The following is a 12,121-nucleotide window of genomic DNA, read 5'->3' as shown; positions in this document are numbered from 1 at the left end:
CAGGATGGTGAGCACCAGATAGTTCGCCCACGCGCGCGACAGCACGCCGTGGATCAGCGGCGGCAATACGGTACCGCCGATGCGATTGAGAATTTCGCGCGCGGCGCGCCGGCGCGCCTGTTCCAGCTTTTCGCGGCCGCGTGTGGATTCGGCCACGCGCTGTTCGGCCAGTTCCGCACGGCGGCGGTTGGATTCCTGAAATTGCTGCAATTCCGCCGACAGGCGGTCGAAGATGGTCATGTCATCGTCGAATTCCTGCAGCAGGCGCTCGACGATGGCCTTGATGGTGTCGTGCAGGCGGCCGTCGCGATCCGATTCTTCCGACCAGCTCTTGGCCGCATCGGCCAGGCCATCCAGCAAGCGGCGTGCCGGATGCTGGCGATGCGCGAACAGCTTGCGGTCGAGAATGGCGGCCTTGAGATACGGAATCTGCAGACGCGCCAGCAGCACCTGCATCTGCGGCGGCAGGTTGCGGTCTTCGAGAATGAACTCGAACAGCATGCCGACCAGGTCGATGGTGTCTTCGTCGATGGTGGCGATCTGGCCCGGACGCTGGCCGCGCAGCGAGCCAAGCTGCGACATCAGCTGCTCTTTCAGATGCAGTACTTGCTCGGCGATATCCACCGTGCTCATCTGCGGCGTTGCCGGTTGCGCCATCGGCAGCATGGCGGCCTGGCTTTGCAGCACGCTCAATGCGCCGATCAATTCATTGGCGGTAGGCAGCGGGCCGGCCGTCATCGCTGCCAGCGGCACGTTCGGATGTGCGCGGCGCGCACTGAACAGGGTGCGCAAGGTTTGCAGCAGTTCGGCCGATGCCTCGCTGTCGTCGGCAGGCAGCGGTTGCGGGATCTCGCCAGCTGCCCCGGCGGTACCACCCGCTGCTGCGCCGGCACCGGCCGCACCGCCGCTGCGCACCACTTCATGGCGCAGTTGTGGCAGCACGCCCGCGCGCATCAGCTCGGCGTTGACTTCCTGATACAACTCTTCGAGCGCCGACATCACATAGCGATCGAACAACTTGTAGATGATCAGCTTCACGCGCATGTCGGCGTTCAGCTCGCGCATCGCCTGGCGGAACGCCTGGGCGAGCAGGGCAGGGCCGATCGGATTGGTGGCGTCTTCGATGCGTGTGCCGCCGCAGATCACCGACAGGCGCTGGTTGACCGCAAACAGATCGCGCGACAGGCGCGACTCGTTCTTGCCGATCATGCTGGTGATGGCCAGCGATTCTTCCAGTTCGTTGTCGGCCACCAGCGAGAGTTCGACCGAGCCCGGTACGGGGGGCGTCGGTGCATGGCTGGCAACGGTCGGACTGGCAGCGGCGGTAGGGTTGCCGCTGGCGAAATCGTTCAACTCGCGCGATACCAGCGCCAGAAAGGCGCGCTCGATCACCGGTCGGCGCTTGCGCACTTCGCGCATGCCGTCGAAGTAGTGCATCTGCGCGGCGTTGTTCTCGGCTTTTTCGGCCAGGTCGAACAGCGCGTCATCGACGTGTTCGAACATGTTGCCGATGTACTGCTGCAGGCGGCGGGAGGCGATGTTCCGGACAGCGTTCAACAGATCGCCTCCGCGTCCGCTGGAGGGGTCCAGCCGCTGGCTAAGATTGACGACGTTGGAGGAATCGTTGGCTTCTTTCATCGCCACACCCCTGTGGTTGGCTGGCTAGGCCCGTGTTGATTGCCGTAAACGGCGGCCACCCGCCTCTGGCAACCGAAAACGGTCGCGACAGGAGGGGAGCTGCCGATTGCTGGAACATAAGCGAAAACCTGTTTCACCGCCATGTCCCGAGTCATGTTTTTGTGGATTGTGCGTGCAGTCGATGTGAAGGCGGCTGCGTACGCAGGTTTTTACGCCGCGGCCGGGAAGTCGGTGAACTGGGTGGTGCCGATACCTTCCTCGGGCAGCATGACCGGGATGCCGTCCTCGACCCGGTAGATCACCTTGCGGTCGACCGTGATCAGCCCTTCGCCGACCCGGTTCTGGACAGTCCCCCCGGCCACGTTGAGCACTTGGCCGCCCTCGATGGCCCGGTTCAGGGCGGTGAGCTCGTTGGCACTCAAGGGGCGCACCGGAGTCTTGCTTACTGGGCAACAAAGGATATCGAGCAGGCGTTTGTCCATAAGAGCGGCAGGTATCGTTGCAATGCGGCGAAGTCCGTACAATAGCCCCTTTTGGACGACCGGACCATGACGGAAACAGCTTCAGCACCGCGGGTTGGTGTGGTGATGGGATCGCGTTCGGATTGGGAAACCATGACGCACGCGGCCGAGATGCTTGAGGCGCTGGGCGTGCCGCATGAGGTGCAGGTGGTCTCCGCGCATCGCACGCCGGATCTCCTGTTCCAGTACGCCGAGCAGGCTGTGTCGCGCGGCATCCAGGTAATCATCGCCGGCGCCGGTGGCGCCGCCCATCTGCCGGGCATGCTGGCGGCCAAGACCCGTCTTCCCGTGTTCGGCGTGCCGGTGCAATCCAAAGCGCTGAACGGCATGGATTCCCTGCTTTCCATCGCGCAGATGCCGGCCGGCATTCCGGTGGGTACGCTGGCGATCGGCCGTGCTGGTGCGTGCAATGCCGCGCTGCTCGCCGCCTCGGTGCTGGCCCTGCACGATCCGGCCATTGCCAAGGCGCTGGAGGCCTATCGCGCACGCCAGACCCAGAGCGTTTTGGATAACCCGGACCCGCGTTCGTGAGCATCCGTCAGAAGCAATCGGTGCTGGGCATTCTGGGTGGCGGCCAGCTGGCCCGCATGCTGGCCATCGCCGCCGCACCGCTGGGCGTCAACACCCTGGTAGTGGATAGCGCCGCCGATGCCTGCGCCGGACAAGTGGCGCCGTTGCGCGTTGCCGACTGGACCGATTTCGCCGCGCTGGAAAAATTCGCGGCCGAAGTGGACGTGGTGACGTTCGATTTCGAAAACGTGCCGGCCGACACCGCGCAATGGCTGGCCGAGCGCGTGGCGGTGTTTCCGAATCCGCGCGCGCTGGCGGTTGCGCAAGATCGCCTCGCCGAAAAAACGTTGTTCCGCGAATGTGGCTTGCAGACGCCTGCGTTCGAAGCCGTCGATACGCGTGAAGGTCTGGATCGCGCCTTGGCCAAGATCGGCGCGCCATCCATTCTCAAGACACGCCGGCTCGGTTACGACGGCAAGGGGCAGTTCCGCATCAAGCAATTCGCCGACGCCGATGCCGCATGGGAAGCGCTCGGCGCCAACGCACATGGCTTGATTCTCGAAGCCTTCGTGCCGTTCGAGCGCGAGCTTTCCGTGCTGGCCGTGCGCACGCGCGATGGCGATTTCCGTGTGTGGCCGCTCACGCAGAACTGGCATACCGATGGCGTGCTGAGCATGAGCCTTGCACCGGCGCCGGAAGTGGGTGCGCTGCAATCGCGTGCCGAAGCCTTGGCGCGCACGCTGGCCGAACGTCTGGATTATGTCGGCGTGTTTGCGCTGGAGCTGTTCGTCAAGGATGGCGAATTGCTTGGCAACGAAATGGCGCCGCGCGTGCACAACTCCGGTCACTGGACCATCGAAGGCGCCATCACCAGTCAGTTTGAAAACCACGTGCGTGCGGTACTTGGTTTGCCGCTAGGCGATACGTCGGCAAGTGGTTTCTCCGCCATGTTCAATTGGATTGGTGAGCTACCGGATGCCACGCCGGTGCTCCGCGCCATCGATGGCCATTGGCACGATTACGGCAAGCAATCGCGTCCAGGACGCAAGGTGGGACATGCCACGGTGTGTGCGCAGGATCCGAAATCTTTGGCTGAGCGCGTGAGTGAGATTGCGCGTGCGCTGCAGCGGGAAGAGCAGGCGGCGCCCGCATTGCACGTGCTTTGACATTCGTAGGTTGGGATGCAATCCCAGCATCAGGAACTTATCGGACAGCTGAGCTGGGATTGTCATCCCAGCCTACACACTAACCCAACCTATACGGTCGACCCTCTCCCGCGTAGGGAGAGGGCAATCAAGCAAAAAAAATCAGCCGAGATTCTTCGCCGCAAAATCCCAGTTCACCAGGTCCCAGAACTTGTCCACATAGTTCGGGCGCGCATTGCGGTAATCGATGTAGTAGGCATGCTCCCACACGTCGATGGTGAACAGCGGCTTGTCGCTGCCGGTGATCGGCGTGGCGGCGTTGGACGTATTGACGATGCCCAGCGAACCATCCGGACGCTGCACCAGCCAGGTCCAGCCCGAACCGAAGTTGCCGACTGCGGACTTCTTGAATTCTTCCTTGAACTTGTCGAACGAACCGAACGCCTTGTCGATCGCATCGGACAACTTGCCGGCGGGCTTGTTGTCGCTCTTGGGCGAGCGCATCGAGTTCCAGTAGAAAGTGTGGTTCCAGGTCTGTGCTGCGTTGTTGAACACGCCACCGGAGGACTTCTTGACGATGTCTTCCAGCGAGGCGTTCTCGAACTCGGTGCCCTTGATCAGGTTGTTGAGGTTGGTTACATAGGCCTGGTGATGCTTGCCGTAGTGAAACTCCAGCGTCTCGGCCGAGACATTCGGCTCCAGCGCATTCTTTTCATAGGGCAACGGGGGAAGTTCGATCGCCATGGGTAACTCCTGGGCGTTGGCTGAGGAAGAGGGTTCCGCCTGGCCGGCTGGGCGCCGGGACGGCTGGTACACTACTAAGCTGGCTGCATTGTAGTGATGAAACCCGAATTATGGACGTCAACGAGCGAATCAAGGCGGTCTTGGCTGAGCACCCCATCGTGCTTTTCATGAAAGGCACGCCGGAGTTTCCCATGTGCGGCTTCTCGGCCCGCGCCGCGCAGGCGCTCACCGAAGCGGGCGCGACGTTCCATGCGGTGAATGTGCTGGCCGATCCGGAAATCCGCGCGGCGCTGCCGCACTACGCCAACTGGCCGACCTTCCCGCAGCTTTTCATCCAAGGCGAACTGATCGGTGGCTGCGATATCGTCGAGGATCTGAAAGCCTCCGGCGAGCTGACACGCATGGCCGGCGACGTGGCCGGAGAAAGTCACGCATGAGCTTGAGCTTGCCGCAGCATCGTTTGCCCGCAGCCTGGGCGCCTGCCTCCAATGAGCTGGATGGTCGCGTGATCGTGGTCACCGGTGCCTATGGTGGCTTGGGCAGCGCGGTAGCACGCGCTGCGGCCCGTGCAGGCGCGACCGTCGTGATCACCGGCAAGCGCAAGCGGCAACTCGAACAGCTTTACGACGCGATGATGCGCGAGGGTTTGCCCGAACCCGTCATCCATCCGCTCGATATGGAAACCGCCACGCCGCGCGATTACGACGCATTGGCCGAAGGCTTGCAACGCGATCTCGGCCGGCTCGATGGCATCGTGCACACCGCGGCGAGTTTTGCTGGTTTGACGCCGGTATCCATGCACAAGCCGGATGCCTGGTTGCGCAGCATGCACGTCAATGTCTCGGCACCGTTTGCGCTCACGCAGGCCTGCTTGCCACTGCTCACCGCTGCGCCTGATAGCGCGGCCGTGTTCGTGCTGGACAACCCAGATCTTGTACGCCGCGCGCACTGGGGTGCCTACGGTGTATCAAAGGCTGCGTTGGAGCGTTTCGTCGCGATCCTGCATGAAGAACACGACGAAGGCAGCTTCCGCGTGCATGCGCTGTTGCCTGCACCGATGCGCACCACCTTGCGCCGTGCGGCCTACTTCGGCGAAGACACCTTGCAGCATCCGCTGCCCGATGCCACCGCGGATGCCGTGGTATATCTGCTGAGCGACAAGGCTGCCGCAGCACGCGGCGGCGTGCTCGATCTGCGCGTGGCCTGATCGCAGCAGCGTGCTGCGCATTCAATAAATAAAAAGGGGAACGCATGCAAACGCAGATGACCACCTTGTCGGCGGCGATCCTGCTGTTCCTCATCATGGATCCGCTCGGCAACATTCCGATCTTCCTCAGTCTGCTGAAAGACGTGCCGCCCAAGCGTCGCCGGGCGGTGATGGTGCGCGAGTTGCTGATCGCGCTGGCAGTGCTGCTGGTATTCCTGATGGGCGGCCAGCTGATTCTCAAGCTGCTGCAGCTGCGCGAAGAGTCGATCAGCATCGCCGGCGGCATCGTGCTGTTCCTCATTGGCATCCGCATGGTGTTTCCGCCAGCCGAAGGCGGCATCTTCGGTCAAGCCGGCGAGGGCGAACCTTTTATCGTGCCGATGGCGATTCCTGGCGTGGCCGGTCCCTCCGCGATGGCAGCGTTGCTGTTGCTCACCAACACGCAACCGGGCCGCACTGCGGATTGGGCGATTGCCTTGTTGTGCGCATGGCTGGCGACGGCGGTGATTCTGTTGAGTTCCACCTATCTGTTCCGCTGGCTGGGCGAGAGCGTGCTTACGGCGTTGGAGCGGGTGATGGGCATGCTGCTGATCGCGTTGTCGGTGCAGATGTTCCTGGGCGGTATCGCCGCCTATTTGCACCTGACCGTTTGAATTAGGGTGACTAACGTTTGCCGAAAAGGGTTTCCTCCCTCTCCGTCATTCCGGCGAAGGCCCACTGCTGTTCGGAAAAAATTTTCCCGGCTTGCCTAAATGCCTAAATATTCGTCGTCCCGGCGAAGGCCGGGATCCAGCGACTTATAAATCGTCAAAGTCACTGGGCCCCGGCCTCCGCCGGGGCGACGAATCGGTAGCGTTGAATTTCAACGAAAAATTCAAGCATCAGGTGATGGCCGAGAAAATTTTCCCTGTCACTTCGTTTTTTCCCGGACAGCAGTGGGCGAAGGCCGGAATCCAGATTAGATATGCGTCCGAAGGACACAAAAGTTTGTTTTGAGTGCTTCGCACAACGTATTTGAACTGGATTCCGGCCTTCGCCGGAATGACGAGAGAAACTGAAGGGGCTCCTGCTAAGACATGGCTATGTGCGTTCTAAAGAAAAAGGTCATGCCCAGCATTGAACAAGCTCTTAAGCATTGCCCCGCACCCCCTCGTGTATTCTTGCGCCCAGCAACAGTTTGACCCCGTGATTTCTCGCAGTTGTCACACTTGATCGGCAACATGGATTGAAGAGCCTGTCTATGATCTGTACATGGCCCGTGCCGGGAGCTGGTTGCCCGCAGGGCAAGGAAGAACGAGGGCGTGTATGTCGATACACAACCGAGTGATGACGCAGGCATGCGGGCAAACAGACCCGGCCCTTCGGGTTGCGTTTGAGCGGTCGCCATGCGACAGCGCGCGCCTTGATCAGACAGCCAGTCTGACGCTGCGCCGCGCGCTGCCACCTGGCGACCGCTCGGACGCAACGCGGGCCATGTACAGATCATAGACAGGCTCTATACCAAGGGAGGCGGTCATGCTTCATGTAGAACAGACCCTTACCGAACGTCTGCCATGGCTAGCGCAGCACCCGATGATCCGCAAACCCGTTGCCGGCATGCTTGGGCGGTTGGCTGACGAGGCAGGGTTCAATCGGGTACTCGACCGGCTTGCCGACACCAAGGGGTTGGATTTCGCCGAACAGGTCCTGGACCTGCTGGGCTGCAACTATCACGTCGTCCAGCGCGAGCGGGAACACATTCCCGTCGAAGGCGGCGTGATGATCGTCGCCAACCATCCGCTTGGCATGCTCGATGCCATGGCGTTGCTGGACCTGGTCGGCTCGGTGCGCAAGGACGTACGCATTCTCGGCAACGATTGGCTGGCCGCCGTGCCGCAATTGGGTTCTCTGCTGTTGCCGGTTGACGTGTTCGGTGGTGGCGCGGCGTCGCGCATGCGCAATATCTATCGCGCGCTGGAACGTGGCGAGGCACTCATTGTTTTTCCGGCCGGCGAAGTGTCCCGCATGGGGCCGGCTGGTGTGCGTGATGCGCGCTGGTCCGATGGTTTCGCGCGCATCGCCATGCGCACCAAGACACCGGTGCTGCCGATCCACGTGGCGGCACGCAATTCGGCCATCTTCTACGGGCTTTCCATGCTGGCCAAGCCACTCAGCACGGCGATGCTGCCGCGCGAGGCGGTGGCTACGCACGTCAGTCGCATCGGTTTCAGCGTGGGTGCGTTGATCAGTGCCGAAGAATTGACCAAGCGCAGCGACGACAATGCACAGCGTGCGGCGGATTTGATGCGCCGGCACGTGTACCGCATCGGTCGCCGCCGCGGTTTGATCTTCGGCGGACAGGTGCCGCTGGCGCATCCCGAGTCGGTCGATCGCGTGGCACAGGAGTTGGCGCAAAGCGAAAAGCTTGCCGATCTTCCCGACGGCAAGCAGCTGATCGTGTTGCGTGGACAGACCGACGGTGCCGCCCTGCGCGAAATCGGCCGCCTGCGCGAACTCACCTTCCGCAAAGTGGGCGAGGGCACCAACACCCGGCGTGATCTGGACGCCTACGACGCACACTACGAACACCTCGTGCTGTGGGATCCGCAAGCGCTGCGCATTGTCGGCTCCTACCGTCTTGGTCATGGCGCCCGCCTGATCGCCGAGCGCGGCATGAGCGGCCTGTATACCGCCAGCCTGTTCAATTATTCGCCAGCGCTGGAATCACGATTGGCGCAAGGGATGGAACTGGGGCGCAGCTTTGTTGCGCCTGCGTACTGGCGCTCCCGCGCGCTGGACCAGCTCTGGCAGGGCATCGGCCTGTACCTGCAGCGTCATCCGGATTTGCGCTACCTGTTCGGCCCGGTAAGCATGTCGGTGAGCCTGCCGCGCCAGGCGCGCGAGTGGATCGCCGCTGCACACCAGCACTACTTCGGTGCGCCGGGCCTGGCTTCCGCGCGTCAGCCGTTCAAGGTCTCTCCTGACGTGCTCGAAGGCGTCCGCCGCGAGCTGGAAGGTTTGGATTCCGTCAGCGGATTAGGCAAGCTGCGCCATCACCTGGATGCGCTCGGCGTCAGCCTGCCCGTGCTGTACCGCCAGTATGTGGACCTGATGGAGCCCGATGGCGTGCAGTTCCTCGACTTCGGCGAAGACCCCGGCTTCTCCGGCTGCGTCGACGGCCTGGTCATGCTCGACCTCTCCCGCCTCAAGCCCGCCAAACGCGCCCGTTACCTGGGTAAAGGCGCCTGAGTTTCGCGGCCCCATCCGGGGCGCTGTAGGTTGGGGTGCGAACCCCAACATGTCGGATCGCCCGGCATCCCGATGTTGGGGTTCGCACCCCAACCTACCTGCCGCATGGCTCTTCACAGTTGAGATGTAACTGTAAAGATCATGTAAAGGAAATATGGGATTGTGCTAAGGTATCGCTAAGGATACGTGACCGTTTTCGCCTTGCCTCTAAGACAGCAAATGGCATGGCGGAAGTACGAATTAGCTTACACGTGTGTCGCCCAGGGTTAAGTCACAGGGTCGAGGTTCTTCGCTTCGTCGGCTGAAAAACCAAAAATCTACGGTTCCCAAAGAGGCCACCCGGCTCATATCGCGAAATGAGCCTGAGCCTTTTTTGTGTGCGGCAAAAACCCGCTATGCGGGTTGAACGTGTGGGCAAGAGATGTTCGAGCGGTCATCAAGCGGTGCCAGACATATCAAATCAATAACCGGACTACGGGGCTCTACATGAAACGTACGCATCTTTCTGCAGCGATTGCGATGGCTTTCTACCTCGCGGCGGGCGTGGCGATGGCTCAGACTGCCAACGATCAAGACCAGTCGGCGGCCAATACCCAGCAACGCGCGTCAGTGTCGACGACGTCGAACACCACCAATGCCACGGCCACCAAGCGCACCGTGCAGCAGTTGAGCACGGTTGAGGTGAAAGCCCAATCGCTGGCGCTCGGGGGCGGCCTGATGTCAGTGCAGGAAGCGCCCAAGGCGGTGTCCACCATTTCGCGCGATGCGATCGTCAAGTCGGCGCCCGGCGCCACCTTCGTGCAGGCTATCGCCAGCATTCCTGGCGCGGTGACCGCGACCGATGACTTCACCGGCCTCAACGACGGTACCGCCAGCATCCGCGGCTACACGCTGGATGAAATCGGCGTCACCGTAAACGGCGCGCCGATCAACGATAGCGGCAACTACAAGATCTACCCGACCGAATACGGCGACACCGAGAACATGGGTGACATCACCGTGCAGCAGGGCTATCCGGACAACAACATGCCGATTCCCGGCGCGGCCGGCGGTTCGATCGCGTGGGTCACGCTTGATCCGTCGCACCAGGGTGGCGTTGATTTCAGCCAGTCGTTCGGCACGCACAACTACCGTCGCACCTTCTTCCGCTTGAACACCGGCGATCTGGGCCCGGTGCGCTCCTGGGTTTCGTATTCAGACAACTCGGTGGACCTCTGGCGCGGTCCTGGTCATTCGAACGTGACCAAGGTCGATGGCAAGTCGGTGTGGACCATCGACGCCGACAACAGCATTTCCGCCTCGGTGCAGTACAACCGCGAAATCAAGACCAACTACGAGTCGCTGACCAAGGCGCAGGCGCAAGCCGATTACAAGCAGAGCTATCTGGGTACCTATGTGCCGGGCCAGACCAGCAGCAACTACTATCAGTTGCACCAGAACCCGTTCGTCAACTACCTCGCCAGCCTCGACGGCGAATTCAAGCTCTCCGATAACCTGCACCTGTCAGTGGTGCCGTACTTCCAGTGGGGTGAAGGTGGTGGCGGTTCGGGCGCCACGTTCAGCGAATACAACGGCAAGGGTTCCAACAACCCGCTGTTCAAGGTCGTCAATGACGACCTCAACGGCAATGGCAAGATCGACAACAAGTATTCCAACGTGCTGGTCAATTCGTACAGCTACTCCTACACGTTCCGTCCTGGCGTCATCGCCAAGTTGAACCAGGATTTCGGCCTGGACAACAGCCTGGAATACGGCGTGTGGTTCGAGCGTCCGCGCCAGTCGCAGGGGCAGGTGTTTGTTCCGATCGATTACACCACGGGCATTCCGGTCGACGTGTGGGCAAACAACGCGAGCCTGATCCGCTACTCCAACGGCGTCGTGCAGAAAACCTACGATCAGTACACCACCACCACCAATGCCAAGGCGTTCATCACCGATACGTGGACACCCAGCGATCAGATCACGCTGACCGGCAGCGTCGCGTACGTGTGGTCCAAGCGTGATGGCTTCATGTATGAGTATCCCGGCTCTACCGGCTCGCTTACCAGCAAGCTGGCGGTCAGCACCAAGAATGCGGCGTTCGGCGGCAACACCAGCCAGACCTTCCACGATTTCACGCCGACCTTCGGTGCCAAATATCAGTTGAACGACCAGAACCAGTTCTATTTCGGCTACGGTCACACCTTCCGTGCGCCGATCAACGGTGCGGTGCTGTCCAACGCCTTCGCCAATTACGGCAAGAATCCGGTGGCGGTGAAGCCGGAAACGGCCGATACGGCGGATCTCGGCTGGCGCTTCTATGGCGACAAGATCTCGGCGAACGTCGATGCCTTCGCGTCCAACTTCCACAACAAGCAGGTGTCCGGCTACGACCAGAACACCGGCCTGACGGTCTATGTGCCGCTCAGCCGCGTGCATGTGCGCGGCATGTATTCCGAAGCCAGCTACAAGATCACCGACGAGTTCACGGTGTACGGTTCGTACACCTACACGCAGGCTCGCCTGCAGGACAACATGAACACCCTGGGTGACGGTATTTACTACACCCGCGGCAAAACCATGATCTCCACGCCGAAGAACGTGGCATACGTGTCCTTGAACTACAACAACGGTCCGTTCTGGGCGCAGTTGAATAGCAAGTACACGGGCAGCCAGTGGGGCGACTGGTCCAACACGGAGAAGGTGGGCGGCTACACCACGTTCGATTTCAACGCCGGCTGGAACTTCCCGGACTTTGGCAGCTTCGTGCACAAGCCGTACATCAAGGTCAACGTCTACAACCTGGGCGACCGCAAGGCGCTCACCTACGCGAGCAACGTCGGCGCGTTCCTGGCGTCCAACCCGACGAATCTGAAGGACCCCAACGGCGTGACGCTGTTCGCCTCCGCGCCGTACTACTCGGTGCTGGAAGAGCGCACCTTCATGGTGACGTTCGGCGCCTCGTTCCACTAAGCGTCGAGCACCCGCCGCGGCTGTACGGCCGCGGCGATCATGCAAGCCAAGGCGCCCCGCAGTTCGCTGCGGGGCGTTTTCATGCATGCATTGACCCCGCTGCATGGAAGGCGAGATGCTAGGCGGCCGCCCACACGACTCACAGCCATGCGCGGCGGAAAGCAACTCCAGGAGAC

General features: G+C 61.6%; 10 protein-coding genes. 7 read left to right on the top strand and 3 right to left on the bottom strand.

Translation table 11 applies throughout. The features are described 5' to 3' along the window. Both VJR68_RS11785 and VJR68_RS11780 read right to left on the bottom strand, forming a co-directional pair. Positions 1–1,638 (bottom strand): DUF1631 family protein (locus VJR68_RS11785; protein ID WP_324147866.1); only part of this gene is annotated, 1,638 nt, incomplete at its 3' end. A 209-nt stretch (positions 1,639–1,847) separates the two neighbouring features. Further along, positions 1,848–2,120 carry a Trm112 family protein gene (locus VJR68_RS11780; RefSeq protein ID WP_324147865.1) on the bottom strand — a complete coding sequence of 91 codons (273 nt, stop codon included), beginning with the start codon at positions 2,118–2,120 and terminating at the stop codon, positions 1,848–1,850. Between the two features lie 66 nt (positions 2,121–2,186). Between VJR68_RS11780 and purE the strand changes: the two genes are divergently transcribed. Continuing rightward, a complete protein-coding gene (purE, locus tag VJR68_RS11775; RefSeq protein ID WP_324147864.1) occupies positions 2,187–2,690 on the top strand; it encodes a 5-(carboxyamino)imidazole ribonucleotide mutase in 504 nt (167 codons plus the stop codon). After that, positions 2,687–3,835, top strand: coding sequence for a 5-(carboxyamino)imidazole ribonucleotide synthase (locus VJR68_RS11770; protein ID WP_324147863.1), 1,149 nt, complete (start codon positions 2,687–2,689; stop codon positions 3,833–3,835). The genes purE and VJR68_RS11770 overlap by 4 nt, the downstream gene beginning before the upstream one ends. A gap of 141 nt (positions 3,836–3,976) precedes the next feature. Here the strand turns inward: VJR68_RS11770 and VJR68_RS11765 are convergent, their stop codons facing one another. Next, positions 3,977–4,558, bottom strand: coding sequence for a superoxide dismutase (locus tag VJR68_RS11765; RefSeq protein ID WP_324147862.1), 582 nt, complete (start codon positions 4,556–4,558; stop codon positions 3,977–3,979). A 110-nt stretch (positions 4,559–4,668) separates the two neighbouring features. On the opposite strand from VJR68_RS11765, the gene grxD reads away from it, so the two are divergent. The 5 genes from grxD to VJR68_RS11740 all read left to right on the top strand — a co-directional run bounded on the left by grxD (position 4,669) and on the right by VJR68_RS11740 (position 11,945). Continuing rightward, a complete protein-coding gene (gene grxD / locus VJR68_RS11760) occupies positions 4,669–4,995 on the top strand; it encodes a Grx4 family monothiol glutaredoxin (protein WP_324147861.1) in 327 nt (108 codons plus the stop codon). Then, positions 4,992–5,765 (top strand): SDR family NAD(P)-dependent oxidoreductase, encoded by a 774-nt coding sequence (locus VJR68_RS11755; protein ID WP_324147860.1) that lies wholly within the window; start codon positions 4,992–4,994, stop codon positions 5,763–5,765. The genes grxD and VJR68_RS11755 overlap by 4 nt, the downstream gene beginning before the upstream one ends. Before the next feature lie 56 nt (positions 5,766–5,821). After that, a complete protein-coding gene (locus tag VJR68_RS11750) occupies positions 5,822–6,418 on the top strand; it encodes a YhgN family NAAT transporter (protein ID WP_188798265.1) in 597 nt (198 codons plus the stop codon). Between the two features lie 862 nt (positions 6,419–7,280). Then, positions 7,281–8,993 (top strand): lysophospholipid acyltransferase family protein, encoded by a 1,713-nt coding sequence (locus VJR68_RS11745; protein ID WP_324147859.1) that lies wholly within the window; start codon positions 7,281–7,283, stop codon positions 8,991–8,993. Positions 8,994–9,479: 486 nt separating this feature from the next. After that, positions 9,480–11,945, top strand: a complete 2,466-nt coding sequence (locus VJR68_RS11740) for a TonB-dependent receptor (protein WP_324147858.1) — start codon at positions 9,480–9,482, stop codon at positions 11,943–11,945. Positions 11,946–12,121: the final 176 nt, after the last annotated feature.

The sequence above is a fragment of the Dyella sp. genome, assembly GCF_035277725.1.
Classification (GTDB): Bacteria; Pseudomonadota; Gammaproteobacteria; order Xanthomonadales; family Rhodanobacteraceae; genus Dyella_B.
The sequence above is the reverse complement of the archived record's forward strand: the minus strand, read 5'-3'. Positions and strand labels throughout refer to the sequence as shown.

Bases quoted from the DNA above. Each gene is read 5' to 3' on its own strand.
- purE (WP_324147864.1), top strand. From the start codon at position 2,187: ATGACGGAAACAGCTTCAGCACCGCGGGTTGGTGTGGTGATGGGATCG.
- VJR68_RS11755 (WP_324147860.1), top strand. From the start codon at position 4,992: ATGAGCTTGAGCTTGCCGCAGCATCGTTTGCCCGCAGCCTGGGCGCCT.
- VJR68_RS11765 (WP_324147862.1), bottom strand. From the start codon at position 4,558: ATGGCGATCGAACTTCCCCCGTTGCCCTATGAAAAGAATGCGCTGGAG.
- VJR68_RS11750 (WP_188798265.1), top strand. From the start codon at position 5,822: ATGACCACCTTGTCGGCGGCGATCCTGCTGTTCCTCATCATGGATCCG.
- VJR68_RS11745 (WP_324147859.1), top strand. From the start codon at position 7,281: ATGCTTCATGTAGAACAGACCCTTACCGAACGTCTGCCATGGCTAGCG.
- grxD (WP_324147861.1), top strand. From the start codon at position 4,669: ATGGACGTCAACGAGCGAATCAAGGCGGTCTTGGCTGAGCACCCCATC.
- VJR68_RS11780 (WP_324147865.1), bottom strand. From the start codon at position 2,120: ATGGACAAACGCCTGCTCGATATCCTTTGTTGCCCAGTAAGCAAGACT.
- VJR68_RS11740 (WP_324147858.1), top strand. From the start codon at position 9,480: ATGAAACGTACGCATCTTTCTGCAGCGATTGCGATGGCTTTCTACCTC.